A 24998-nucleotide genomic window follows, 5' to 3' on the forward strand; every position below is an offset into this window, starting at 1 on the left:
TAAATCTTCGCGTGTGGCCACATTTTCCAGAACAGGCAGATAATCGGCAGGTCCAACGATTTGGTGGCCCCATGGTTGTTTTCAATGAACAGCTCAGCGAACGCTTCGCCCAGGCACTGCAAGCCGGCGGGCGCGCCTGGCGCCAGGCGCTCGAACGTCAGCTGAAAGAGGTCGGGCTGACTTCGGCCGGCTGGAGCGCCATCGCCGCGCTGGCCGAGATGCAGCGTGCCGCCGGCGAAGACAACGCGCGCCCGCCTTCGCAGACCGAACTGGCCCAGCAGCTGGGCGTGGACGGCGCAACCCTGGTCGCCACCATCGACCGCCTGGCGGCACCGGGCCTGATCGAGCGGATGCCGAGCCGGCGCGACCGCCGCGTCAAGCTGATCGTGCTCACGCCGCGCGGCCAGGCGCTCGAAGAAAAGGTGAGGGCGCAGGCGGAAAGCCTGCGGCACGAGGTGCTGGCCCGCCTCGATCCCGCCCAGGTCGCGGCCGCCGCCGCGGTGCTGGAAAGCCTGCAGCAGGCGCTGGAGAACGCATGAGCGACAAGTACGCTCCGCGCGATTGGCATCCGGACGAACGGCCGACCCTGCCGGGCAGTCCCTCCTTTCCCCAGCACACACCGGAGCGCCGCGTCGCCTATTTCCTGGTCGGGACCCTGGTCACGCTGACCGGCGGCCTGGGGAATGCGCTGGTGACGGTGAACCTGGTCAACCTGCAGGGCACGCTGGGTGCCTTTGCCGCCGAGACCAGCTGGCTGCCGGCTGCCTACGTGATGACCAACGCGTCCATGAACCTGCTGCTGGTGAAGTTCCGCCAGCAGTTCGGCCTGCGCGCCTTTACCGAATTTTTCCTGGTGCTGTACGCGCTGGTGACCTTCGCTCACCTGTTCGTTAACGACCTCGGCTCGGCGATCGCGGTGCGTGCAGTCCACGGGATGGCAGGCGCGGCCCTGTCCACGCTGGGCCTGTACTACACGCTGCAAGCCGCGCCGCGCAGGGAGGTGCGGCCGAAATTCATCGTGATATCGCTCGGCGTCTCGCAACTGCCGCAGCCGATCGCCTACCTGTTCTCGACCCGGCTGCTGGAACTTGCCGAGTGGCGCGGCCTCTACCTGTTCGAGCTGGGCCTTACCCTGGTCACCCTCGGCTGCGTGCTGTGGCTCAAGCTGCCGCCGGGGGACCGCTTCCGGGCGTTTCGCGTGACCGACTTCGTCACCTTCGCGCTGTTCGCGCCGGGCGTGGCGCTGCTGTGCGCAGCGCTGACCTTCGGCCGCGTGCTGTGGTGGACTTCGCAGCCGTGGGTCGGCGTGGCGCTGGCGGCATCGGTGTTCCTGATCGTGGCAGCGGTCGCCGTGGAGCACAACCGCAAGAATCCGCTGCTGAACCTCCGCTGGCTTACCAACGGCATGATCGCGCGCCTGTTCCTGGCGATGATGCTGGTGCGCGTCGTGCTGTCCGAGCAGAGCGTGGGAGCGGTCGGCTTCCTGCGGCTGGTGGGCCTGAACAACGACCAGATGGCGACCCTGTTCCTGGTGGTGCTGGGCGCCACCGTCGCCGGCATCGTGGTCTCGGTGTTGGTCACGCGCCCGCCGCATCTGATGGGCCCGCAGGTGATCGCGCTGCTGATCATGGCGCTGGGAGCGTGGATCGATTCGCATGCGACCAACCAGGTCCGGCCGGAAGAGATGTACGTGAGCCAGGCCATGCTGGCGTTCGGCGGAGTGCTGTTCCTCGGGCCCCTGCTGTTGACCCTGATGGGCACCGTGGTCACGAATCCGGGCAACCTGATCACCTTCTCGGTGCTGTTCAGCCTGACGCAGAACATGGGTGGCCTGATCGGTTCCTCCTTGCTGGGCACCTGGCAGGTGATGCGCGAAAAGTTCCACTCGTCGAACCTGGCCGACCAGCTGAGCAGCCTCGATCCGCTGGTCGCCGCCCGCATCCAGCAGGGCGGGGCGGCCTATGGACGGGTGCTGACGGATCCGTCGGCGCGGACCAGGCAGGGCATTTCGCTGCTGTCGCAGGCGGCAAGCCGCGAAGCGAACATTCTTGCCTACAACGACGTGTTCCTGGCCATCTCGATCATGGCGACCCTGCTCGCGCTCTGGATCTTCGGCCGGGCGCTGTGGATTAATTATGTGGCGCCGCTGCCGGGCGCCCCGCCCGCCGGCCCGCCGCCGGCCCGCCACACGGCGCTCGAGGAAGGACCGGCCGAGCCGCCGACCGATTCGCCGATCGCGACGCCGGAAGGCACGCCGCCGCTGCCGGTACCACGATCCCCGTCCGGCAGCCTGCCGGAATGACGACAACCAGACAAGAGACCCAAGACTCATGGCCGAGACCACGACCAACCAGCAGAAATCGAACCGCCACGTGATCGCCAGCGGCGCGCTGTTTGCGCTGATCGCGCTGATCGGCGTCCTGATCGTCCTGTACGCCTGGGACCTGCCGCCTTTCCGCAGCACGGTCCAGAGCACCGAGAACGCGACGGTGCGCGGCCAGGTGACGATCATCAGTCCGCAGCTGTCCGGCTACATCGTCGAGGTCGACGTCCAGGACTTCCAGACGGTCCACCAGGGCCAGCTCCTGATGCGCATCGACGACCGCATCTACCAGCAGCGCCTGGAGCAGGCGCGCGCCCAGCTGGCGACCCAGCGCGCGGCGCTCGCCAACTTCGCCCAGAGCCAGAAGAGCGCGAGCGCCACCATCGCCCAGAACCAGGCGGCGGTGGCGAACGCCGGCGCCCAGGCCCAGCGTGCCCAGGCCGACCTGCGCCGGGTCGAGGAACTGGCCGCCGACGGTTCGCTGTCGGCGCGCGAGCGCGACGCCGCGCGCGCCGCGCATGCCCAGGCGGTGGCGCAGACGGCGCAGGCCAGCGCCGCTCTGGAAATCTCGCGCCAGAACCTGCGCACGGTGGACGTCAACCGCGCCTCGCTGGAAGCGGCGGTGGCCAACGCCGAAGCAGCGGTGCGCCTGGCCGAGATCGACCTGGCGAATACGCGCATTGTCGCGCCGCGCGACGGCCAGCTGGGCCAGGTGACGGTGCGGCTGGGCGCCTTCGTCAACGCCGGCGCCCAGCTGACCGCGCTGGTGCCGCAGGCCATGTGGGTGGTCGCCAACATGAAGGAAACCCAGATGGCCAACGTGCGCCTGGGCCAGCCCGTCGCCTTCACGGTCGACGCCCTGAACCACGCGAAGTTGCGCGGCCACGTCGAGCAGATCTCGCCGGCCACCGGTTCCGAGTTTTCGGTGATCACGCCCGACAACGCGACCGGCAACTTCGTCAAGATAGCCCAGCGCATCCCGGTGCGGATCAGCATCGATCCGAACCAGGAGCTGGCCGCGCGCCTGCGGCCGGGCATGTCGGTGGTGGCCAGCATCGACACCGGAGCGCCGGCGGCCGCTGCGAAGGGACAGCAGCGATGAGGAGGGGTTTGCGCGTTTCGTGTGCGGCGGGCGTGGCGCAGTTGCTATTGCTGCTGCTGGCCGGTTGCAAAATTCCGGTGCAGGACAAGCCGGCGTCCACGCTCGAGGTGCCGGCGGCCTGGCGCGCGCCGCTGCAGGTCGGGCCGAACGCCGCCGTCGAGCAGGAATGGTGGCGCGCCTTCGGCGATCCGGCGCTGGACGCCCTGGTGGCCCAGGCCTTGGCGCGCAACGGCGACCTGCGCACCGCGCGCTCGCGCCTGCAGGAATACCAGGCCCGCATCCGGGTCGCGCAGTCGGCTCAAGAGCCCGGCGTCTCGCTCAGCGCGGGGCCGACCCGGGCGCGCGCGATCGGGCCGTTCGGCACCCCGATCGAGTCGACCACCTTTACCGGCAACGTGCAGGCGGCCTACGAGTTCGACCCCTGGGGCCGGCTGGGCGCCGCGACCGAGGCGGCGCGCTTCGACTATGCCGCCCAGCAGGCGGCGGCGGACGCGGTGGCGCTGTCGGTGGCGGCCAGCACCGCGTCCGGCTACCTGAACCTGCGCGGCCTGGACGCCCAGCTGGCGCTGGCACGCCAGACCCTGGCCTCGCGCCAGCAGTCGCTGGAGCTGGCGCGGCGCCAGTTCGAGGTCGGCTACAGCTCGCGCCTGGAGCTGTCCCAGGCCGAGGCCGAGTACCGCACCACGGCCGCGGTCGTGCCCCAGCTGGAACGGTCGATCACCCAGCAGGAGAATGCCCTGAACCTGCTGGCGGGCGCCAGCCCGGGACCGGTGGCGCGCGGCGCCGAACTGGCTGCCCTGCGGCCGCCCGGGATCGCGCCCGGCCTGCCGTCCGAACTGCTGCGGCGCCGTCCCGACATCGCCCAGGCGGAAGCGGCCCTCGCCGCGGCCGACGCCAGCCTGGCCGCGGCGCGCGACCAGATGCTGCCGTCGCTGCGCCTGACGGCATCGGTGGGCGGCTATGCGCATAGCCTGCCCGACCTGCTGGGCTCCGGCACCATGCTGTGGAGCGTGGGCGGCAGCGTGCTGGCGCCGATCTTCGACGCCGGCCGCCTGCGCGCCCAGGCCGAGATCTCGGCCTCGCTGCGCGACCGCGCCGTGTTCGCCTACGAATCGGTGGTGCGCAACGCCTTCGCCGAAACCGAGAACGGCTTGAGCGGGGTACAGCGCCTGCGCGAGCAGCTCGAACAGGCCGAGGCGCGCCGGGTGGCCGCCGCCGAGGTGCTGCGCATCGCCCACAACCGCTACCGCAACGGTTACTCCTCCTACCTGGAGGAGCTGGACGCCCAGCGCAACGCCTTCAGCGCCGAGACCAATGTGCTGCAGCTGCGCGCCAGCTGGCTGGCGGCCCATGTGGACTTGTACCGGGCGCTGGGCGGCGGCTGGAGGACGGTACCGTGAATCGGGCGCGCCGTTCGGGTGGGCCTGACTAGAATCGGCTGGACAGTGAGTCATTTACCAATATCGGAGCGAGCATGATCAATATCGGAATCATCGTGGGCAGCACCCGCCCCGGACGCAAGGCGCTGGACGTAGCGCGCTGGGTGATGGAATGCGCGGGCACGCGCGGCGATGCGGCCTTCGAACTGGTCGACATCCAGGATTTCAAGCTGCCGTTGCTGGACGAGCCGGTGCCGCCCTCGATGGGTCAGTACGCGCAGCCGCATACCAAAGCCTGGGCCGCGAAAATCGCCGAGTTCGACGGCTTCGTGTTCGTCACGCCCGAATACAACCACGGGACCTCCGGCGCGCTGAAGAACGCCATCGACTACCTGTACAAGGAATGGAACAACAAGGCCGCCGGCTTCGTCGGCTACGGCAGCGCGGGCGGCGCGCGCGCGATCGAGAACCTGCGCCTGGTCATGGGCGAACTGATGGTGGCCGACGTGCGCGCCCAGGTGATGCTGTCGCTGTTCACCGACTTCGAGAATTTCGCCACCTTCAATCCGGCCGAGCACCACGAACGCGCGGTCGAGGCCATGCTCGACCAGGTGGTGCAGTGGAGCGGGGCGCTGAAACCGCTGCGCAAGGACGATCCGCCGGTTCCGGTGCCGGACAACATGCCGCCGCGCGGGGAGCGGGTCGGCGGCAGTTTCTGAATTTTGTGTTGGCCGGGCGGAGGTACAATCGCCGCCCATGACGACGACCAATCCCCGCCGCGCCACCTGTGCCGCCTGCCTGCGGGCGGAAAGCGCCTGCATCTGCCGCTTCGCAACGCCGCTCGCCAGCCGGGTCGAACTGCTGGTGCTGCAGCATCCGCTCGAGGTACACAATGCCAAGAACAGCGCGCGCCTGCTGCACCTGTGCCTGCCGTCGAGCCGCCTGCTGGTGGGCGAGACTTTCCCGGCACCGGAGCTCGACGCGGTCTTGCATGCGGACCGGCGCATGCCACTGCTGCTGTATCCGCAACTGCCGGGCGAGGCGGCGCTCGGCCTGCCTTCGCCGCCCTGTATCGAACCGGCTCTGCTGGAGCGGCCCGACAAGTTGCGCCTGGTGCTGCTGGACGCCACCTGGCGCAAGAGCCGCAAGATGCTCTACGTCAATCCTTCGCTGCAGCGCCTGCCGCGCCTGGCCTTGCAGGACCTGCCGCCCTCCGCTTATCGGATTCGCAAGGCCCATGCGCCGGACCAGTTGTCCTCGCTGGAAGCAGCCGCACATGCGCTGATCCAGCTGGAACACCGGCTCGAACACTACGCACCGCTGTTCGATGCCTTCGACGCGTTTGTGGAACAACAATCCCAACGATTTCGCGCTTGAACCCGCACGAAAGCGGGTGTACGATACTGTATATCCATACAGTACTCGGGAGCGCCATAGTGAATCGCCAACAAGCTTGGGCTGAAGACGTGGAATTGCAAGGGCAGGTCATGATCCCTCCGCGGCCGCTGGTGCCGCGCAAGGGCCGTGGCGCCGTGTCGAACCTCCAGGGCCGCTATGAAGTCCACGGCCGCGAACATTTCGACGACGGCTGGACGGTCCCGGGGCTGAAGGAAGAGGCGCCGGCGGCGCCGAAGACCGTTGTTACGGATGAGTTCGCCAAAACCATCCTGACCCGCAACGCCTCGCCGGACATTCCGTTCAAGGTCTCGCTGAACCCGTACCGGGGCTGCGAGCACGGCTGCATCTACTGCTTCGCCCGGCCCTCGCACAGCTACCTCGGGCTGTCTCCCGGCCTGGACTTCGAAAGCCGCATCTTCGCCAAGGTGAACGCCGCCGACCTGCTGCGGCGCGAACTGGCGCGTCCCGGCTACGTGCCCGAAAGCATCGCCATCGGCGTGAACACCGACGCTTATCAACCCTGCGAGCGCGAACGCGGCATCACGCGCGAGCTGCTGCAGGTGCTGGCCGAGTGCAAGCATCCGTATGGCCTGATCACCAAGTCCGCGCTGATCGAGCGCGACATCGACCTGATCGCGCCGATGGCGGAGAAGGGCCTGGCCGCCGCCGCGATCACGATCACGACCCTGGATGGCGAGATCGCGCGCACGCTCGAGCCGCGCGCGGCCGCGCCCGCGCGCCGCCTGCGCGCGATCCGCACGCTCACGGAAGCCGGCATCCCGGTCAGCGTCAGTGTCGCGCCGATCATCCCGTTCATCACGGAACCGGAGATCGAACGCATCCTCGAGGCCGCCAAGGACGCCGGCGCGGTCGGGGCACACTATGTCGTGCTGCGCATGCCGTGGGAAGTCAATCCGCTGTTCCAGCAATGGTTGTACGCTCATTTTCCAGACCGTGCGCAACGCGTGCTGAACCGCATGAAGGACATGCGCGGCGGCAAGGAGTACGACAGCGACTTCGGCAAGCGCATGAGCGGCGAAGGCGTGTGGGCCGACCTGATCCGCCAGCGCTTCACCAAGGCCGTCAAGCGACTCGGCATGGATGGCTTCAATGGCCGCTTCAGCAAGATGGACGGCGCCCAGTTCCGCCGCCCGCTGATCGTGCCCTCGGCCGCCGCCTGCCAGCGGAGGGACGAGGACGTCACCCAGCTCGACCTGTTCGGCGGCGCGCCGGCGGATGCGGGCGGGGGGCAGACGGCACGCCGCAAGCCGGTCAAGGCAAGCCCCCAGTTGGATCTGTTCTGATTGGCGGGCATTCCCGCGCCGGGCGACCCCGCGGCGGGCGGCCCCGCGGGTGCTCCCGCCGGGGCGCCTTGTGGCAAGCGCCACGGTCGGCTAGGATGGCAGCTCTCGTCTTTCTATAGTGTAATTGGACATTTTCGAACACGGGATTCATATGGAAGAGCAGGGCAGCACATCGGGCCAGATCAAGCGGGTGGTGTTCGTCGGCGCGGAGTCGACCGGCAAATCGACCTTGTGCGAGTACCTCGCGCGCCAGTACGGCAGCGTCGCCGTGCCCGAGATCGGCCGCTACATCTGGGAAGACAAGCAGGGCCAGCTGGCTGCCTCCGACTATGTCGACATCGCCCTGCGCCACCGCGACGCCGAAGACGAGCAGATGCCCTACGCCAGGCGCTACCTGTTCGTCGACACGAATGCCCTGACCACGCTGCTGCTGGGACTGGAATTCGGTCAGGTCACCGAACCGGTACCGCCCGAGTTGCTGCGCTGCGCCGACGATTGCCGCGAACGCTATGCCCATACCTTCGTCTGCGCCGACGACATTCCCTACGAAGAGCAGGCCGCGCGCGAGAACGAAGCCTGGCGCGGGCGCATCCACCAGCTGGTGCTGAAAGACCTCGAAGCACGCGGCATTCCCTACACCCTGGTGAGCGGCAGCGTCGAGGAGCGCGCCCTGCAGGTACGGCGCGTGATCGAAGGCGTCGCCTGAGCGGCCATGGCCCAGGACCCCATCGTCGCCACCAGCAAGCTGCTCAGCTACGTGCTGCGCCACCGCCCCGACAGCATCGGGCTGGCGCTGGATGCCCACGGCTGGGCCGAGGTCGGCGAATTGCTGGCGGGCCTGGAACAGCACGGTCAACCGGTCGACCGCGCGCTGCTCGAACGCACGGTCGCGAACAATGACAAGCAGCGCTTCGCCTTCAATGAAGACCGGACCCGCATCCGCGCCAGCCAGGGCCACTCGATTCCCGTCGACCTTGCTTTGCGCGAAGCGGACCCGCCGGCCGTGCTCTACCACGGCACCGCCAGCCGCTTCCTCAAATCGATCCTGGCGTCCGGCCTGCGCGCCGGCGGCCGCCACCACGTGCACCTGTCCGCCGATGTGCGGACGGCGCTGCAGGTCGGCGCCCGGCATGGCTTCCCGGCGGTGCTTGCCGTCGATGCAAAACGCATGCGGGAGGATGGAATCGCCTTCTACCGATCCGACAACGGCGTCTGGCTGACCGGCGAAGTCAAGCCGAAATACCTCAGCCAGGCAGCAGCGCCAATCCAGGGTGCATAGACTAGTGTTGTTGGCGTGCCATGCACCACGATGCATGTAAAAAAACTTTCTTTTTTTCACACAATATCGGGCGAGTTCGCTGTATGTTTGATATGCAACTCAAGCATACGGATAGCAGACCCCATGGCAGGCAACGTTCCGCTCTACAAATACCGCGCGCTGTTGTTGTCGCAGAATTTCTTCATCAAGGACAACGCGGCCGAGCTGCGCCTGCACGCGCACAAGTACGACTTCGACATGGGCTTCTTCAGCGAAGTCAGCGAATTCGTGGCGGCGGTGGAGAGCGATACCGGCAACGGCCTGTTCGTGATCGACCTCGACGCCCTGCACAATATGCAGTCGGACATGCTGGACAGCCGCAAGACGCTGATGCTGGGCGAGCTGCTGCAGCGCCTGCCGGCCGGGCGCGAATACGTCTACCTGCAAAGCTCGCGCCAGGGCGGCCGCTACCTGCTGCAGCAGAAACTGGTCGACAGCCACTGCCTGGCCTATGCGGAAAAGCCGATCGCCAACGACGTGCTGGTCGATAAACTGTTCAACCTGTTCGTCCAGCAAAAGCGCGGCGAGCTGGTGCGCATCGTCCACCTGGGCGACCCCGCCGGGCTGGACGAGAACTGCCTGCGCCAGGCGCGCATCGAACTGGTCGCGCACGACCAGGCCCAGACCCTGCACCTGCGGGTGCGCGAGCTGCAGCCCGACATGGTGCTGGTCAGCGACCTTGAATTCGCACGTACCGACTCGCTGGCGCGCGTCCTCAAAAAAAACATCGAAGCCGATCCGGTGCGCGAGATCGTGCTGCTGCAGCGCCAGCCGGACGCCATCCTGATGCAATGCGCGCTGGCCAGCGGCTTCGACGCGGTGCTGCCGGCCGCCGACGCCGAACTGCTGTGCGCGCAGCTGGTGAGCCGCGCCAGCAAGATCCGCATCAGCAAGGACCTGATCGCGAAAGACCGTGCGACCGGCCTGCTGAACAAGGTCGGCCTGCAGAAGAGAGCCCGGGAACTGATCCGCCAGGCGGCGCGCGAGGAGCGGCCGCTGGCCTTCGGCGTGATCGACATCGACAAGTTCAAGACCATCAACGATACCTGGGGACATTATTTCGGAGATATCGTGATCAAGCGCCTCGCGGTCTGCCTGGCGTCCCACCTGGGCGAGCGCGACCTGCTCAGCCGCTTCGGCGGCGAGGAATTCGTGGTGGTGTTCTGGGATTGCACGTTGGAACAGGGATGGCGCCGGCTGGACGCCATGCGCCAGGCTTTCGGCGCCTTGCCCTTCGAAATCCGGCCGGGCGACGTGCGACGCTTTTCGTTCAGCGGCGGGATGGCCGCCTATCCAACGTATCAAACGGAAAACGCGCTGTTCGTGCGTGCCGACGCCATGCTGTACGAAGCGAAGCAGGGCGGACGCGACCGCGTCTGCCCCTTGCCTGCCATATCGTCCTGAGCGCCTAGCGCTCGTTGGTCGCCGCGGCCAGAAGTTCCATCGTATCGGCCGCGCCCATCTTGCGCGCCGCGTCGAGCATGGAGTTGCCGTCGGCGTCCAGTCGGAACGGATCGGCACCGCCTGCCAGCAGGAGTCGGGCGATGTCGGCGCGGTTGAACATGGCGGCGAACATCAGCGCCGTCTTGCCGTTCGGGCCGGCGGCGTCGACCCGGGCGCCGTGCTCCAGCAGCAGGGTGGCGACGCGCAGGTCGCCCTTGAAGGCGGCGCCGTGCAGCGGGGCCTGGCCGGCGTCGTTCATGATGTCCGGATCGGCGCCATGCTCCAGCAAGACCCTGGCCGCATCATGCTGGCCGTGGTAGCAGGCCAGCATCAGCAGGCTGTCGCCGCGCTCGTTGCGCAGGTTGGGCGGCAGGCCCTGGCCAAGCAGGGTGGCCAGTTCCGCGGCCTCGCCGGCGCGGGCAAGGCCGAACACCCGGCGCACGAAGGCGAGGGTGTCGTCGTCGAGTTCACTGGCGGAAGGCGGCCGCGTCGGCTCTGCTTGCATGGGATCTCCTGGCTGGTCGATGCATGCCGATTAGACCACAAGCGCTGCAATCGGGTCGCAAGACCGGCTTCAGGATCAGGGTAACAACGCGGCCAGGTGGCGCTCGATCTCGAACACGTGTGCGTCGAATTTGCCCAGCTCTCGCAGGGCCCTGGCCAGCTCCAGCAGGTATTCGCTGTTCGGACCGCTCGGTCCGCAGGCGGCCGCGATCTGGCGCGCGATCTCGCGTTCGCTGGCCGGGCCCAAATAAGCTGCGTTCTCGTGGGTGGCGATGTAGACCAGGCCCTCGGTCGCGCTGCCGTCCTCGAAGTGGATGTCGGTGGCCAGGCGCAGGTAACCGTTCTTCTCGCGGTAGTCGAGGTGGGCGAATTCCTCCGGCGTGACCAGGTAGGCCATGCCGTGGCAGATCGCGCCGGGATCGGGGGCCAGGGTCACGACGCGCCCCGGCGCCGTCTCGGTGCCGCGGTGGTCGTGCGACCCCTGCCAGAAGCGCCGGGTCCAGCCGGCGATGTGGGCCGGACGGCGCTCCAGGAAGGGGAAGTCGGCCTTGAAGATCAGGGAGCCGTAGCCGAACAGCCAGACGCTGGCGTGGCTGTCGAAACGGTCCATGCGCTGGTTGATGGCGATGGTGTTGTGGGACATCTTCCTATTGTAGCGCCTGGCTGCCCGCACCCTGGCCCACGTAGTCGGCAAGGAAGTCGATGAAGGCCTCGGCCGCCGGCGACAGCGAGCGTTGGCCGCGCGTGTAGATGAAGAAGCGGCGCGTCAGCACCGGCTCGATCAGCGGCCGCGTCAGCAGGCCATGGCGCCGCACCAGGGCCGAGGCATACGGCATGCAGACCGTGACCCCGAGGCCGGCCGCCACCATCGCCAGCGCGGTCGTCATGAAGCTCACCTCGTGCTCCGGCTTCAGCGTGGCTTCGCGCGGGGCCCCGCCCATGTCGGCCAGCAGGCGCTCGGTGAACTGGCCGTGCAGCGAGATGAAGGGATAGCCGGCCAGGTCGTTCCAGGCCAGCCGCTCGCGCCCTGCGAGGGCATGGCCGGGCGGGATCACGGCCTCGAAGGGCATCTCGAGCAGCGGGCGGGCGTCCAGTCCCGGGCTGTCGTCACGCTCGGGGCCGATGCCGCAGTCGACCTCGCCGGACAGCACCCGCGCCGTGACGTTTTCGACGGCGCTGTCGGCCAGGTTGACCTTGACTTCAGGGTGGCGTGCGCGCCACGCCGCGATCGCCTGGGGCAGGAGGGTGCAGGCCATCAGCTGGGGCGCGGCGACCCGCACGATACCCTTCCTGAGCTGCGTATGATCCGCAACGTTAGCAAGCGCACTGTCGAGATCGTCGATCATCTGGCTGAATAGGGGATAGAGTTCCTTGCCCATATCGGTCAGCGCAATTCGGCGCGTACTGCGGTCGATCACACGAGCGCCAAGCGTTTGCTCCAGTTCTTTGATCAAACCAGACAAAGCTGACTGTGTGACGTGCAGGTATTGCGCAGCAAGCGTAAAGTTACCGGTCTTGGCAACGGCAACGAAAGCGCGCATCTGGCGCAGGGTGGGATTCATCAGATAATCCGATAAATGAAGCGAAAAATATTGTTTGTATGATAGTGCGGATTAGTCTTTAATGGCGGCAATGTTGAATTGCTAAGGAGCATCATGAAACTCGCCACCCTGAAAGCCGGCGGCCGCGACGGCACCCTCGTCGTGGTCAGCCGCGACCTCGTCACCTGCCAGGCAGTACCCTCCATCGCGCGCACCCTCCAGGCCGCGCTGGACGACTGGGACCGCGCTGCCCCGCAGCTGCGTCAGGTGTACAAACAGCTGAACCAGGGCACGGCCCGCGACGCCGTCTCCTTCCTGGAAGAGGAATGCGCCTCGCCGCTGCCGCGCGCCTACCAGTGGGCCGACGGCTCGGCCTACATCAACCACGTCGAGCTGGTGCGCAAGGCGCGCGGCGCCCAGGTGCCGCCATCCTTCTATAACGATCCGCTGATGTACCAGGGCGGCTCGGATTCCTTCGTCGGCCCGCGCGACCCGATCGCGGTGCTGTCCGAGGAATGGGGCGTCGACCTCGAAGCGGAAGTCGCGGTCATCACCGGCGACCTGCCGATGGGTGCGGGCCTGGAGCAGGCGGCGGGTGCGATCCGCCTGGTGATGCTGGTGAACGACGTCTCGCTGCGCAACCTGATCCCGAAGGAGCTGGAGAAGGGCTTCGGCTTCTTCCAGTCGAAGCCGGCCAGCGCGTTTTCTCCGGTGGCCGTGACGCCGGACGAGCTGGGCGGCGCCTGGCGCGATAGCAAGCTCTGCCTGCCGCTGCAGGTGACGCTGAACGGCCAGCCCTTCGGTCGCCCGAATGCCGGCGACGACATGACCTTCAGTTTTGCGCGGCTGGTCGCGCACGCCGCCAAAACCCGTGAACTGGCGGTCGGCAGCATCGTCGGTTCCGGCACGGTGTCGAACAAGCAGGGCGGCCTGCACGGGTCGAGCATCGCCAACGGCGGCGTCGGCTACTGCTGCCTGGCCGAGCTGCGCATGTACGAAACGATCGAGCAGGGCGCGCCGCAGACGCCATTCCTGCGTTATGGAGACACGGTCCGCATCGAGATGCTGGATGCGGCCGGCGCGAGCATTTTCGGGGCGATCGACCAGGAGGTCGCCCACTATCACGGGAGGAAAGAATGAAGCTCTATACGTATTTTCGCAGCTCGGCCGCCTACAGGGTCCGCATCGCACTGAACCTGAAGGGGCTGCAGTACGACGCCATCCCGGTCCACCTGCTGCGCGGCGGCGGCGAACAGCTGCAGGAGCAGTACCGGTCCATCAACCCGAGCGGGCTGGTGCCGGCCTTCCAGGACGACTACATCACGCTGACGCAGTCGATCGCCATCCTCGAATACCTCGAGGACGCCCATCCGCAGGTGCCGATCATGCCGAAAGAGGCGACCGAGCGCGCCCGCGTGCGCGAGCTGGCCCAGATCATCGCCTGCGATATCCACCCGGTGAACAACCTGCGCGTCCTGCGTTACCTGAAGCACGATCTCGGCTTGTCCGAAGAGCAGAAGAACGCGTGGTACCGCCACTGGCTGGTGAGCGGCCTCGAGGTGCTGGAAAAACACCTGGCGCGCGACCCGAGCGCCGGGCCGCTGTGCCATGGCCGCACGCCGACCATCGCCGACTGCCTGCTGGTGCCGCAAGTCTTCAATGCCCAGCGCCACGGCATCGACGTCTCCGGGTATCCGAACATCTCGCGCATCAACGCGCAGTGCGTGCAGCTGCCCGCCTTCGTGGCGGCCCATCCTTCGAACCAGCCGGACGCGGAATAAACCAGGCCGCGCCGGCGCCTCGTCGATTACTTGCGGCGGCGTGCCAGCGCGATGCCACTCAGGCCGAGGCCGAGCAGGGCGACCGACACCGGTTCCGGGACCGGGTTCGTCGGCGGTTCGTTGGTTACCTGGCCGACCGCGGCCACGCCGCCGGTCTGGCCGCTCTGGACAAAGCCGACATCCGCCGCAAAGCTGTAGCCGCCCGGCTGGCCGTTGTTGCGCGGGCCGCTCATCGTGAAGGCATCCAGCGTGATGCCGGCCTGGGCGACGCTGAAGTTCAGCGGCGCGCCGATGTTGGCCGACAGTCCGCCCTTGACGTCGCTCTTGAACAGCAGGGCGTCCGTGAAGATGCCGTACGGGGTCAGGTTGTAGCCGCCGCCGGTGCCTACCGTGAAGTACTGGGCGGTGCCGGCATCCAGGGTGATGGCGGCATTCGCGAACGCCTGGCCGAGGTTGAAGCCGAACTGCGGACCGACGCCGGTGTTGGCGAACACGAAGCCCTTGGCCAGGCTCACGTTCACATCGACTTCATCCTGCCCTTGGGTCAGCGTGATCGTGCCGTATGGCGCATTGGGCAGCCCGGAGCCCGCCTGCGAAACATCCAGCGTGAAAGTGGCCGTGGTACCGACCGGGGCGGCCAGCACGGCCGGGGTGACGGCAAACATTGCGGTCGCGCCGGCGACGATCATTGCGGTTTTTGCAAGATGTTTCGACAGGTTCATGGTGGGCATCCGTTCTGGTCGGTGAGGGAGAGTACGTACACCCCCTTAGCAATCAGCGTGCCAGTGACTGGAAGTCGTTGTATTTACTAGAGAAAGTTGGTAACGCTGGAAAACCGCCAGTAGCAAGTGTAAAAATCTCTGACGGCACATTCCTATTGTGCATAGGAATTTCTGGCCGGGTGAGCGTGCTCGGCTCGCCCGGCCAGGCTGTCAATGCCGGGTTTCCGACTGGAACCCGGTGCGGTCCGGTTCCGAGGGCGACGATACCTCTTCCAGCGCGCGGTCGACGCCGGCCGAGTGCTTGGTCGCCATGTCGCCCATCGAGACGATGCCGACCACTTCCTGCGAACTCTCGTCGATCACCGGCACGCGGCGGATCTGCACGTCGCCCATCTGGCCGAGCACCTCGTCGACGGTCTGGTTCGGCGAGCAGGTACGCACGTCGGTGCTCATCACGTCACCGACGCGGGTGCTGCCCGGCGCCTGACCGGCGGCGGTGGCGCGCACGGTAATGTCGCGGTCGGTAATCATGCCGACCAGTTTCCGGCCGTCGAGCACGGGGATCGCGCCGACGTTCAGTTCGTCCATCATCTGGGCGGCGCGCTGTATCGTTTCCTGCGGCGAGATGCTTTGCACGTCGCGGGTCATCACATCCTGGATGGTTTGCATGGGGGTCCTCCTGTCGGTTGCGTGATCGTTTGTCGTTTGTCCAATGCGGGCCGATGATGCACCGATTTACGAAACCCGGACGCTAGTTTGACGCGCGGAACAGCGCGCAAAAAAAGGCGCTGCGCGGCCTTGAGGCTGGCGGGGTCGGCTACAATCTGGACCCTTTTCAGCCTGCCAACTCAACCATGCCGGACATGCCCATTCCCGCCGCCATCCTCGATGCCCTGCAACTGGCCGACCCGTCGTGGCGTCCGCACCTGGAAGCCGGCCTGCGCGCGATGATGCAGGCCGATCCGGCCTACCTGCCGGCGCTCGCCGGCGACGACTACCTGCCGACGGGCGGCCGCCTGTTCGCGGCCTTCGCGCTGCCTTTGGCGCAGGTGCGCTACGTGCTGGTGGGGGAGGGACCATATCCGCGCCCGGAAAGCGCGACCGGCGTGTGCTTCATGGACGGCGCCGTCGGCGAGCTGTGGTCGGAGACGGGGCTGTCGAAGCCGGTAAACCGGGCGACCTCGCTGCGCAACTTCATGAAGATGCTGCTGGTCGCCGACGGCCAGCTGAACATCGACGACACCAGCGGCGCGGCGCTGGCGCCGATCGCGAAGGCGGCACGCGAAGGCGGCGCGATCCGGACCCTGGCCGAACTGCAGGACAAGCTGACCCGGCAGGGCTTCCTGCTGTTGAACGCGTCGCTGGTGTTCCGCAAGCATGTCGCCCCGGCCGTCGATGCGCGCGCCTGGCTGCCGTTCCAGCGCGCCGTGTTCGCGGCGCTGGGGCAGTGCGCCCCGAAGCCGACCCTGGTCCTGTGGGGCAAGATCGCCGAGCAATTGAAGAAAGTGCCGGAGACCGAAGGCTTCCCGCAAATCCACGCCGAACACCCCTACAACCTGTCCTTCATCGGCCACGAAGGCATGCACAAGCTGTTCGGCCCAATGCAACTCCTGCACGCAAGCTGAGTGACGAAGATCAAACCGGGGTCAGAGCCCGGTTTTTGGAAATTGCTCGGAAGACCTTGCCAAAATCGGGGCTCTGACCCCGGTTTGTGGCAGATCAGGAATTAGGGCCTCCAAGACAAACCCCGCCAAATACGCTATACTTGACTAAATCAATCAACTAATCAGGTTTTTATTCTGGCCAACGCAGGCAGATGGAACTTGGAGGACGTTGAATAGAAGCAAGAGTTTAACACTGTTTGGAAACCAACCCGGGGTTGTGATGCGTCTGACCACCAAAGGCCGTTTTGCTGTTACCGCGATGATCGATCTTGCCCTGCGCCAGGGCAACGGTCCCGTCACGCTGTCGGGCATCAGCCAGCGCCAGGCGATTTCGCTGTCCTACCTGGAGCAGCTGTTCGGCAAGCTGCGCCGGCATGAGATCGTCGAGTCGGTGCGCGGCCCCGGCGGCGGCTACAGCCTGGCGCGCGGCGCCGACAAGGTGACCGTGGCCGACATCATCATCGCCGTCGACGAACCGCTTGACGCGACCCAGTGCGGCGGCAAGGAAAACTGCCACGGCGCCGATGCCGCCAGCGGCACGCGCTGCATGACCCACGAGCTGTGGGCAACGCTGAACGCGAAGATGGTGGACTATCTCGATTCGGTCACCCTGCACGACCTGGTCGAACAGCAAAAGCAGAAGGAACAGAAGGAACAGAACGTCGTGGTGATGCACCGCCACGCGGCGTCGGACAATACCGAAGCAACGCACAGCATATTGAATGGAGTGAACTGATGAACGCGCCCCTGGACAAAAAAATCGAGCAGAGCTTCCAGACTGCACCGCATTTCCCGATCTACATGGACTACTCGGCGACCACGCCGATCGATCCGCGCGTGGCGGACGCGATGATCCCCTTCCTGCGCGAGCAGTTCGGCAATCCGGCCTCGCGCAGCCACGCCTACGGCTGGAGCGCCGAAGCGGCCGTCGAGGAAGCGCGCGCGAATGTCGCCGCCCTGGTCGGCGCCGATCCGCGCGAGATCATCTGGACCTCGGGTGCGACCGAATCGAACAACCTGGCCCTGAAGGGCGCCGCCAACTTCTATAAAACGAAGGGAAAGCACATCATCACCGTGAAGACCGAGCACAAGTCGGTGCTCGACACGGTGCGCGAACTGGAGCGCGTCGGCTTCGAGGCGACCTACCTGGAACCGCAGGACAACGGCCTGATCTCGCTGGAGCAGCTGGAAGCGGCGATCCGCCCGGACACCATCCTGGTCTCCGTCATGCTGGTGAATAACGAGATCGGCGTGATCCAGCCGATCGCCGAAATCGGCGAACTGTGCCGCAAGAAGGGCGTGATCTTCCACTGCGACGCCGCCCAGGCCACCGGCAAGGTCCACATCAACCTGGAAGCGCTGAAGGTCGACCTGATGACCTTCACCGCGCACAAGACCTACGGCCCGAAAGGCGTCGGCGCCCTGTACGTGCGCCGCAAGCCGCGCGTGCGCCTGGAAGCGCAGATGCACGGCGGCGGCCACGAGCGCGGCCTGCGTTCGGGCACGCTGCCGACCCACCAGATCGTGGGCATGGGCGAAGCCTTCCGCATCGCCAAGGAAGAGATGGACGCCGAGATCGCGAAAGTGAAGGCGCTGCGCGACCGCCTGGCCAAGGGCCTGTTGGAGATCGAAGAGGTCTACATCAACGGCGACATGGAACACCGCGTCCCGCACAACCTGAACGTCTCGTTCAACTTCGTCGAAGGCGAGTCGCTGATCATGGCGGTCAAGGACCTGGCCGTGTCGTCCGGTTCGGCCTGCACCTCGGCGTCGCTGGAGCCGTCGTACGTGCTGCGCGCCCTCGGTCGCAGCGACGAACTGGCGCACAGCTCGATCCGTTTCACCATCGGCCGCTTCACGACCGAGGAAGACATCGACTTCGCCGTCAACCTGTTGAAGGCAAAGGTCGGCAAGCTGCGCGAACTGTCGCCGCTGTGGGACATGCACAAGGAAGGGATCGACCTGAATTCGATCCAATGGGCCGCCCACTGATCGCCACCGAGCAACGAACACTGAACTGAATCTAGGAGCACTACCATGGCATATTCGGACAAAGTACTGGACCACTACGAAAACCCGCGCAACGTCGGCGCCTTCGACAAGAACGCCGACGACGTCGGCACCGGCATGGTCGGCGCCCCGGCCTGCGGCGACGTGATGAAGCTGCAGATCAAGGTGAACGAAGCGGGCGTGATCGAAGACGCGAAGTTCAAGACCTACGGCTGCGGCTCGGCGATCGCCTCGAGCTCGCTGGTGACCGAATGGGTCAAGGGCAAGTCGCTGGACGAAGCGCTGGCCATCAAGAACACCCAGATCGCCGAAGAACTGGCCCTGCCGCCGGTGAAGATCCACTGCTCGATCCTGGCAGAGGACGCGATCAAGGCTGCCGTCGCCGACTACAAGCACAAGCACGCCACCGAACAGGCATAACGACAATGGCAATCACCCTGACCGAAAAAGCCGCGCGTCACATCACCCGTTACCTCGAACGACGGGGCAAGGGTGTCGGCTTGCGTTTCGGTGTGCGCACGACCGGCTGCTCCGGCCTGGCCTACAAGCTGGAGTACGTCGACGAGCCGGCGGCTGAAGACAACATCTTCGAGTCGCACGGCGTGCAGGTTTTCGTCGACCCGAAAAGCCTGCCTTACATCGACGGCACCGAACTGGACTTCGCGCGCGAAGGACTGAACGAAGGCTTCCGCTTCAACAACCCGAACGTCAAGGACAACTGCGGCTGCGGCGAAAGCTTCCGCATCTGACGCAGCAAGCACCGCCCCATGCAGAATCACTTCGAGCTGTTCCAGCTGCCCGCCCGCTTCGACGTCGACATGGACGCGCTGGACTCGGCCTACCGTGAAGTCCAGGGCCGCGTGCATCCGGACCGCTTCGTGAACGCCAGCGACGCCGAAAAGCGCGTCGCGATGCAATGGGCGACCCGCGCCAACGAGGCCTACCAGACCCTGCGCAACCCGATGCTGCGGGCGCGCTACCTGTGCGAGCTGAACGGCGTCGACCTGCAGACCGAGTCCAACACGGCAATGCCGATGGACTTCCTGATGCAGCAGATGGAGCTGCGCGAGGCGCTCGGCGATGCACGCGCATCGAAAGATGCCGAGGCGCTCGGCGAACTCGACGCCCAGGTCCGTGCCGAAAAGAAGAGCAGGCTGGCCCAGGTCGGCAAGCTGCTCGACGCCGGCGACTACGGCCAGGCGGCGCAGGGCGTGCGGGCGCTGATGTTCCTCGATAAGTTCGCGGACGAGCTGCACTACGCGTTCGAGGCGCTGGAATCCTAGCTCGGCAAACACAAGAATAAACAGGTAACACGACCATGGCATTACTGCAGATTTCCGAACCCGGCATGTCGACCGCGCCGCACCAGCACCGGCTGGCGGTGGGCATCGACCTCGGCACCACCAATTCCCTCGTCGCGACCGTCCGTTCCAGTATCCCCGAAGTGCTGAGCGACGAGGATGGCCGCGCGCTGCTGCCATCGATCGTGCGTTACCTGGCGAACGGCCACGCCAGCATCGGCTATAAAGCCCAGGCACACCGCACCACCGACCCGAAGAACACCATCGTCTCCGTCAAGCGCTTCATGGGCCGCGGCCTGAAGGACATCGCGCATGTCGAGAACCTGCCCTATGATTTTGTCGATGGTGACCGCGAGAGCGGTCACGGGATGGTCAAGATTAAAACCGTCGCCGGCGTGAAGAGCCCGGTGGAGGTGTCGGCGCAGATCCTGGCGACCCTGCGCCAGACCGCGGAGGACGCGCTCGGCGACGAGCTGGTCGGCGCCGTGATCACCGTGCCCGCCTACTTCGACGACGCCCAGCGCCAGGCGACCAAGGACGCGGCCCAGCTGGCCGGCCTGAACGTGCTGCGCCTGCTGTCCGAGCCGACCGCGGCCGCCATCGCCTATGGCCTCGACCACGGCAAAGAGGGCGTGTTCGCGGTCTACGACCTGGGCGGCGGCACCTTCGACATCTCGATCCTGAAGCTGTCGAAAGGCGTGTTTGAAGTCTTGTCGACCGGCGGCGACTCGGCCCTGGGCGGTGACGACTTCGATCAGCGCCTGTTCTGCCATATCACCCAGCAGGCCGGCCTCGCGCCGCTGTCGGACGAAGACACGGCCACGCTGATGGTCAAGGCACGCCAGGCCAAGGAACTGCTGTCGACCAATGAAGAGACGCTGGTGGAGGCGATCCTGAAGTCGGGCGAGATCGTGCAGGTGACGGTGAGCGCCCGTACCTTCGCCGAGATCACCCAGCCGCTGGTCGCGAAAACCATGAACGCAGTGCGCAAGGCCATGCGCGACGCCGACGTGAGTGTCGAAGACGTCGACGGCGTGGTGCTGGTCGGCGGCGCGACCCGCATGCCGAACGTGCGCCGCGCGGTGGGCGACTTCTTCAAGACCATCCCGCACGCGAACATCGACCCCGACAAGGTGGTGGCGCTGGGCGCCGCGATCCAGGCGAACCTGTTGGCCGGCAACCGTGCGGCAGGCGACGACTGGCTGCTGCTGGACGTGATCCCGCTGTCGCTGGGCATCGAGACGATGGGCGGCCTGGTCGAGAAGATCATCCCGCGCAACTCGACGATTCCGTGTGCGCGCGCCCAGGAATTCACGACCTTCAAGGACGGCCAGACCGCGCTGGCGGTGCACGTGGTGCAGGGCGAACGCGAGCTGGTGTCCGACTGCCGTTCGCTGGCGCGCTTCGAGCTGCGCGGCATCCCGCCGATGGCGGCCGGCGCCGCGCGCATCCGCGTGACCTACCAGGTCGACGCCGACGGCCTGCTGTCGGTCTCGGCGCGCGAGACGCGCTCCGGCGTCGAAGCCTCGATCACGGTCAAGCCGTCCTACGGCCTGGGCGACGACGAGGTGGCACGCATGCTGCAGGACTCATACAGCGCGGCCCAGGGCGATATGGTCGCGCGCGCGCTGCGCGAAGAGCAGGTCGAGGCCGAGCGGATACTCCTCGCCACGCAGTCGGCGCTGGACGCCGACGCCGAGCTGCTGAGCGATAAGGAACGCGCCTCGATCGCCGCGCTGGAGCAGGGCGTGCGCGATGCGCTGGCCCGCTCGAACGACGACACCATCGGCATCGACGAGCGCCAGAACAAGCTGCACGACGCGGTGCAGCTGCTCGCCCACGGCACCGAGGACTTCGCCGCGCGGCGCATGGACAAGAGCGTGCGCAAGGTGCTGGCTGGAAAAACCCTGGACCAGGTGTGATGCCATGGTGGGCACGGGGTGCCCACCCTACGGCCACCGCAACCGTATCGTAGGGTGGGCACCCCGTGCCCACCAAAACGCCGAAATAACAAACGAGGTAAAGAAGTGCCACAAATCGTCATCCTCCCCCATCCCGTCTTCTGCCCCGAAGGCGCCGTGCTCGAAGGCCAGCCGGGCAAGTCGATCTGCGACACCCTGCTGGAAAACGACATCGAGATCGAGCACGCCTGCGACCGCGTGTGCGCCTGCACGACCTGCCACGTGATCGTGCGCGAAGGCTTCGGCTCGCTGAACGAGCAGGAAGAAAAGGAAGAGGACATGCTGGACAAGGCCTGGGGCCTGGAGCCGAACTCGCGCCTGTCCTGCCAGGCCATCGTCGCCGACGAGGACCTGGTGGTCGAGATCCCGAAATACACGATCAACCACGCAGCCGAAAATCACTGATCACCGATCGCTGATTCCGAGGAGTTGCCATGAAGTGGACCGACGTCACCGCCATCGCCGAGGCGCTGTACGAGAAGTATCCGGATGTCGATCCGGCCACGGTGCGCTTCGTGGACCTGCATAACTGGGTCGTCGAGCTGGACGGCTTCGACGACGACCGCGCGCGCGGCGGCGAACGCGTGCTGGAAGCCATTCAAACGGCCTGGATTGATGAAGCAAGTTAAACACGAAGGTGCGGCGAAAAAGCCGGCGCCGACCATCTACGAACTGGCGCCCGAGATCAAGCCGGGACAGTCGATCGAGCTGCTCAAGGAGCTGCACATCCTGACCCGCGACGGCAAGCTGAACCAGGATAGCCGCCGCAAGCTCAAGCAGGTCTACCACTTGGTCCAGTTCATCGAGCCGCTGGTCCGGGAAGTGCTGGAGCAGCAGGGCGGGAACAGCCAGGGCGTGACCCTGGTCGACCATGGCGCCGGCAAGTCCTACCTCGGCTTCATCCTGTACGACCTGCTGTTCAAGGACAAGGCGGCGGGCGAGGGCGGCCACATCTATGGCATCGAGACCCGCGAAGAGCTGGTGCAGAAGTCGACCGAGCTAGCGGCGAGACTCCAGTTCGGCGGCATGTCCTTCCTGAACCTGTCGGTGGCGGAGTCCACCGAATCGGACAGGCTGCCGCCCACCGTCGACGTGGTCACCGCGCTGCACGCCTGTAACACCGCGACCGACGACGCGATCGACTTCGCGCTGAAGAAGAAGGCCAGGCACATCGTGCTGGTGCCGTGCTGCCAGGCCGAAGTCGCCTCGGTGCTGCGCAAGAACAAGGGCAAGGACCTGGGCCGCAGCGCGCTGACCGAAATCTGGCGCCACCCGATCCACACCCGCGAATTCGGCAGCCAGATCACCAACGTGCTGCGCTGCCTGCAGCTGGAGGCGCACGGCTACCAGGTGACGGTGACGGAACTGGTGGGCTGGGAGCACTCGATGAAGAACGAGCTGATCGTCGCCACCTATAAAAACCTGCCGCGCAAGCGGCCCGCGGAGCGCCTGCAGCAGGTGCTCGCCGAAGTGGGCCTGGAAGAGATGGCCCAGCGCTTCTATATTTAACGATTGAGACCCATGAGCGAACGTCACGAACACTGGATCGACCTGCGCAGCGACACCGTCACCCAACCGGGACCCAGCATGCGCGCCGCCATGGCCGCCGCCCCGGTCGGCGACGACGTGTATGCCGACGACCCGACCGTCAACCGCCTGCAGGACTTCGCCGCCGAGCTGTTCGGCTTCGAAGCCGGCCTGTTCGCGCCCAGCGGCACCCAGACCAACCTGATCGCCCTGATGGGCCACTGCGGCCGCGGCGACGAATACCTGGTCGGCCAGGAAGCGCACACCTACAAGTACGAAGGCGGCGGTGCGGCCGTGCTGGGCAGCATCCAGCCGCAGCCGATCGCGAACCAGCCGGACGGCAGCATCGCCTTGAGCGACATCGCGGCCTACATCAAGCCGGACGACATGCACTTCGCGCGCACGCGCCTGCTGGCGCTGGAAAACACCATCGGCGGCCGCGTGCTGCCGCAGGACTACGTGCAGGCCGCGACCGCGCTGGCACACGACAAGGGCCTGGCGACCCACCTGGACGGTGCGCGCGTCTGCAACGCCGCCGTCAAGCAGGGCTTGAGCCTGCGCGCCGCGGTGGCCGGCTTCGACACCGTGTCGGTCTGCCTGTCGAAGGGCCTGGGCGCGCCGGTCGGCTCGGTGCTGCTCGGCCCGAAGGCCTTCATCGAGCAGGGCAAGCGCTGGCGCAAGATGCTGGGCGGTGGCATGCGCCAGGCCGGCGTGATCGCCGCGGCGGCCCAGTACGCGCTCGAACACAACGTCGAACGCCTGGCGGAAGACCACCAGAACGCGGCCGAGCTCTCGAGCGGGCTGGCGCAGATCGAACAGCTGCGCGTCAGCACGCCGCAGACCAACATCTTCTATGTCGAGATTCCGGAAGCGGCGGTAGCGGCCCTGCGCGAGCACCTGGCCAAGGCCGGCATCCGCGCCTCGATCGGCCCGCACACGCGCCTGGTGACCCACCTGGACGTGAGCCGCGAAGATGTCGCGGCGACCATCGCGGCCTTCAAGGACTTCTTCAAGTGAGCGACGATGGTATCCGCCTGGCCAAGCGCGTGGCCGAGACCGTGCCGTGTTCGCGCGCCGAGGCCGAGCGCTACATCGCCGGCGGCTGGGTCAGCGTCGACGGCGAGGTGATCGACGACCCGGCCACGCGCGTCGCCCCGGAGCAGCGCATCGAACTGCTGCCGGGCGCGACCCCGGTCGAGCCGCCGCCCGTCACCATCCTGCTGCACAAGCCGGCCGGCCTGCATGGCAAGGCGGCGCTCGACTCGCTGCTGCCGGAATCGCTGTTCCAGGACGGGCAGGGCCAGCGCGTGCTGAAGCGCCACCTGTCGAAACTGACGCCGGCGATGCCGCTGGAAGCCATGGCCAGCGGCCTGGTCGTGTTCAGCCAGGACTGGCGCGTGCTGCGCAAGCTGGGCGAGGACGGCGACCGCATCGAGCAGGAATACGTGGCGGAAGTCAGCGGCGCGATCGTCGAGGATGGCCTGGCGCGCCTGAACGCGGGTGGACGGCCGAATGCGCCGATCAAGGCTAGCTGGCAGAGCGAGGCGCGGCTGCGCTTCGCCGGCAAGGGCATCGTGCCGGGACAGATCGAAGCCCTGTGCGCCCAGGTTGGCCTGCAGGTGACGGCACTGCGCCGCCTGCGCATCGGCCGGCTTGCGCTGAGCAGCCTGCCGCTGGGGCAGTGGCGCTTTCTGCGGGACGTCGAGCGTTTCTGAGCTGT

General features: G+C 66.6%; 29 protein-coding genes. 24 read left to right on the forward strand and 5 right to left on the reverse strand.

Translation table 11 applies throughout. The features are described from left to right. Positions 1 to 71 precede the first annotated feature (71 nt). The 10 genes from ACI48D_RS01880 (at position 72) to ACI48D_RS01925 (ending at position 10228) form a co-directional block, all read left to right on the forward strand. Entirely contained in the window at positions 72 to 539 is a 468-nt protein-coding gene (locus tag ACI48D_RS01880; RefSeq protein WP_435569510.1) for a MarR family winged helix-turn-helix transcriptional regulator, read from the forward strand. Beyond that, on the forward strand, positions 536 to 2302 hold the full coding sequence (locus tag ACI48D_RS01885) for an MFS transporter (RefSeq protein WP_435569511.1): 1767 nt from the start codon (positions 536 to 538) through the stop codon (positions 2300 to 2302). The genes ACI48D_RS01880 and ACI48D_RS01885 overlap by 4 nt, the downstream gene beginning before the upstream one ends. Before the next feature lie 28 nt (positions 2303 to 2330). Then, a complete protein-coding gene (locus ACI48D_RS01890) occupies positions 2331 to 3425 on the forward strand; it encodes an HlyD family secretion protein (protein ID WP_435569512.1) in 1095 nt (364 codons plus the stop codon). An 8-nt stretch (positions 3426 to 3433) separates the two neighbouring features. Beyond that, positions 3434 to 4825 (forward strand): efflux transporter outer membrane subunit, encoded by a 1392-nt coding sequence (locus tag ACI48D_RS01895; protein ID WP_435569513.1) that lies wholly within the window; start codon positions 3434 to 3436, stop codon positions 4823 to 4825. A 74-nt stretch (positions 4826 to 4899) separates the two neighbouring features. Further along, complete coding sequence (locus ACI48D_RS01900) at positions 4900 to 5523, forward strand: NADPH-dependent FMN reductase (protein WP_435569514.1); 624 nt, start codon at positions 4900 to 4902, stop codon at positions 5521 to 5523. 37 nt (positions 5524 to 5560) lie between these two features. Next, a complete protein-coding gene (locus tag ACI48D_RS01905) occupies positions 5561 to 6181 on the forward strand; it encodes a tRNA-uridine aminocarboxypropyltransferase (protein WP_435569515.1) in 621 nt (206 codons plus the stop codon). A gap of 110 nt (positions 6182 to 6291) precedes the next feature. Beyond that, complete coding sequence (locus ACI48D_RS01910) at positions 6292 to 7506, forward strand: PA0069 family radical SAM protein (RefSeq protein WP_435569516.1); 1215 nt, start codon at positions 6292 to 6294, stop codon at positions 7504 to 7506. Positions 7507 to 7657: 151 nt separating this feature from the next. Next, complete coding sequence (locus ACI48D_RS01915) at positions 7658 to 8212, forward strand: AAA family ATPase (RefSeq protein ID WP_435569517.1); 555 nt, start codon at positions 7658 to 7660, stop codon at positions 8210 to 8212. Positions 8213 to 8218: 6 nt separating this feature from the next. After that, positions 8219 to 8785 carry an RNA 2'-phosphotransferase gene (locus tag ACI48D_RS01920; protein ID WP_435569518.1) on the forward strand — a complete coding sequence of 189 codons (567 nt, stop codon included), beginning with the start codon at positions 8219 to 8221 and terminating at the stop codon, positions 8783 to 8785. Between the two features lie 123 nt (positions 8786 to 8908). Then, positions 8909 to 10228, forward strand: a complete 1320-nt coding sequence (locus tag ACI48D_RS01925; RefSeq protein ID WP_435569519.1) for a diguanylate cyclase — start codon at positions 8909 to 8911, stop codon at positions 10226 to 10228. A gap of 4 nt (positions 10229 to 10232) precedes the next feature. Here the strand turns inward: ACI48D_RS01925 and ACI48D_RS01930 are convergent, their stop codons facing one another. From ACI48D_RS01930 to ACI48D_RS01940, 3 genes are all read right to left on the reverse strand, one after another. Continuing rightward, positions 10233 to 10772, reverse strand: coding sequence for an ankyrin repeat domain-containing protein (locus ACI48D_RS01930; RefSeq protein WP_435569520.1), 540 nt, complete (start codon positions 10770 to 10772; stop codon positions 10233 to 10235). A gap of 75 nt (positions 10773 to 10847) precedes the next feature. Further along, a complete protein-coding gene (locus ACI48D_RS01935; RefSeq protein ID WP_435569521.1) occupies positions 10848 to 11414 on the reverse strand; it encodes a gamma-glutamylcyclotransferase in 567 nt (188 codons plus the stop codon). Between the two features lie 4 nt (positions 11415 to 11418). Next, a complete protein-coding gene (locus ACI48D_RS01940) occupies positions 11419 to 12333 on the reverse strand; it encodes a LysR family transcriptional regulator (protein WP_435569522.1) in 915 nt (304 codons plus the stop codon). 93 nt (positions 12334 to 12426) lie between these two features. Between ACI48D_RS01940 and ACI48D_RS01945 the strand changes: the two genes are divergently transcribed. Both ACI48D_RS01945 and maiA read left to right on the forward strand, forming a co-directional pair. Beyond that, positions 12427 to 13452, forward strand: coding sequence for a fumarylacetoacetate hydrolase family protein (locus tag ACI48D_RS01945; RefSeq protein ID WP_435569523.1), 1026 nt, complete (start codon positions 12427 to 12429; stop codon positions 13450 to 13452). Next, a complete protein-coding gene (gene maiA / locus ACI48D_RS01950; protein ID WP_435569524.1) occupies positions 13449 to 14093 on the forward strand; it encodes a maleylacetoacetate isomerase in 645 nt (214 codons plus the stop codon). Before ACI48D_RS01945 ends, maiA begins: the two co-directional genes overlap by 4 nt. 26 nt (positions 14094 to 14119) lie before the next feature. Here the strand turns inward: maiA and ACI48D_RS01955 are convergent, their stop codons facing one another. Both ACI48D_RS01955 and ACI48D_RS01960 read right to left on the reverse strand, forming a co-directional pair. Then, positions 14120 to 14815, reverse strand: a complete 696-nt coding sequence (locus tag ACI48D_RS01955) for a PEP-CTERM sorting domain-containing protein (protein ID WP_435569525.1) — start codon at positions 14813 to 14815, stop codon at positions 14120 to 14122. A gap of 210 nt (positions 14816 to 15025) precedes the next feature. Further along, positions 15026 to 15484, reverse strand: a complete 459-nt coding sequence (locus ACI48D_RS01960; protein WP_435569526.1) for a CBS domain-containing protein — start codon at positions 15482 to 15484, stop codon at positions 15026 to 15028. Positions 15485 to 15669: 185 nt separating this feature from the next. On the opposite strand from ACI48D_RS01960, the gene ACI48D_RS01965 reads away from it, so the two are divergent. From ACI48D_RS01965 to ACI48D_RS02020, 12 genes are all read left to right on the forward strand, one after another. Further along, positions 15670 to 16440, forward strand: a complete 771-nt coding sequence (locus tag ACI48D_RS01965) for a uracil-DNA glycosylase (RefSeq protein ID WP_435569527.1) — start codon at positions 15670 to 15672, stop codon at positions 16438 to 16440. Positions 16441 to 16699: 259 nt separating this feature from the next. Then, on the forward strand, positions 16700 to 17215 hold the full coding sequence (gene iscR, locus ACI48D_RS01970; RefSeq protein WP_435569528.1) for a Fe-S cluster assembly transcriptional regulator IscR: 516 nt from the start codon (positions 16700 to 16702) through the stop codon (positions 17213 to 17215). Continuing rightward, the gene (locus ACI48D_RS01975) at positions 17215 to 18471 is read left to right on the forward strand and encodes an IscS subfamily cysteine desulfurase (RefSeq protein ID WP_435569529.1); all 1257 of its coding nucleotides are present in this window, start codon (positions 17215 to 17217) and stop codon (positions 18469 to 18471) included. Before iscR ends, ACI48D_RS01975 begins: the two co-directional genes overlap by 1 nt. A 45-nt stretch (positions 18472 to 18516) precedes the next feature. Then, entirely contained in the window at positions 18517 to 18909 is a 393-nt protein-coding gene (gene iscU / locus ACI48D_RS01980; protein ID WP_435569530.1) for a Fe-S cluster assembly scaffold IscU, read from the forward strand. A 5-nt stretch (positions 18910 to 18914) separates the two neighbouring features. Continuing rightward, positions 18915 to 19238, forward strand: coding sequence for an iron-sulfur cluster assembly protein IscA (iscA, locus tag ACI48D_RS01985; protein ID WP_435569531.1), 324 nt, complete (start codon positions 18915 to 18917; stop codon positions 19236 to 19238). Between the two features lie 18 nt (positions 19239 to 19256). Next, positions 19257 to 19772 carry a Fe-S protein assembly co-chaperone HscB gene (gene hscB, locus ACI48D_RS01990; RefSeq protein WP_435569532.1) on the forward strand — a complete coding sequence of 172 codons (516 nt, stop codon included), beginning with the start codon at positions 19257 to 19259 and terminating at the stop codon, positions 19770 to 19772. A 35-nt stretch (positions 19773 to 19807) separates the two neighbouring features. Next, on the forward strand, positions 19808 to 21712 hold the full coding sequence (gene hscA, locus ACI48D_RS01995) for a Fe-S protein assembly chaperone HscA (protein WP_435569533.1): 1905 nt from the start codon (positions 19808 to 19810) through the stop codon (positions 21710 to 21712). Between the two features lie 105 nt (positions 21713 to 21817). Beyond that, entirely contained in the window at positions 21818 to 22156 is a 339-nt protein-coding gene (gene fdx / locus ACI48D_RS02000) for an ISC system 2Fe-2S type ferredoxin (RefSeq protein ID WP_435569534.1), read from the forward strand. A gap of 29 nt (positions 22157 to 22185) precedes the next feature. After that, positions 22186 to 22380, forward strand: coding sequence for a Fe-S cluster assembly protein IscX (iscX, locus tag ACI48D_RS02005; RefSeq protein ID WP_435569535.1), 195 nt, complete (start codon positions 22186 to 22188; stop codon positions 22378 to 22380). Next, positions 22367 to 23260 carry a class I SAM-dependent methyltransferase gene (locus ACI48D_RS02010; RefSeq protein WP_435569536.1) on the forward strand — a complete coding sequence of 298 codons (894 nt, stop codon included), beginning with the start codon at positions 22367 to 22369 and terminating at the stop codon, positions 23258 to 23260. The genes iscX and ACI48D_RS02010 overlap by 14 nt, the downstream gene beginning before the upstream one ends. A 12-nt stretch (positions 23261 to 23272) precedes the next feature. After that, positions 23273 to 24295, forward strand: coding sequence for a low-specificity L-threonine aldolase (gene ltaE, locus ACI48D_RS02015; RefSeq protein ID WP_435569537.1), 1023 nt, complete (start codon positions 23273 to 23275; stop codon positions 24293 to 24295). Beyond that, positions 24292 to 24993 (forward strand): RNA pseudouridine synthase, encoded by a 702-nt coding sequence (locus ACI48D_RS02020; RefSeq protein WP_435569538.1) that lies wholly within the window; start codon positions 24292 to 24294, stop codon positions 24991 to 24993. Before ltaE ends, ACI48D_RS02020 begins: the two co-directional genes overlap by 4 nt. The last annotated feature ends 5 nt before the right edge of the window (positions 24994 to 24998 follow it).

This window comes from Massilia sp. LXY-6, from assembly GCF_051233485.1.
Lineage (GTDB): Bacteria > Pseudomonadota > Gammaproteobacteria > Burkholderiales > Burkholderiaceae_D > Telluria.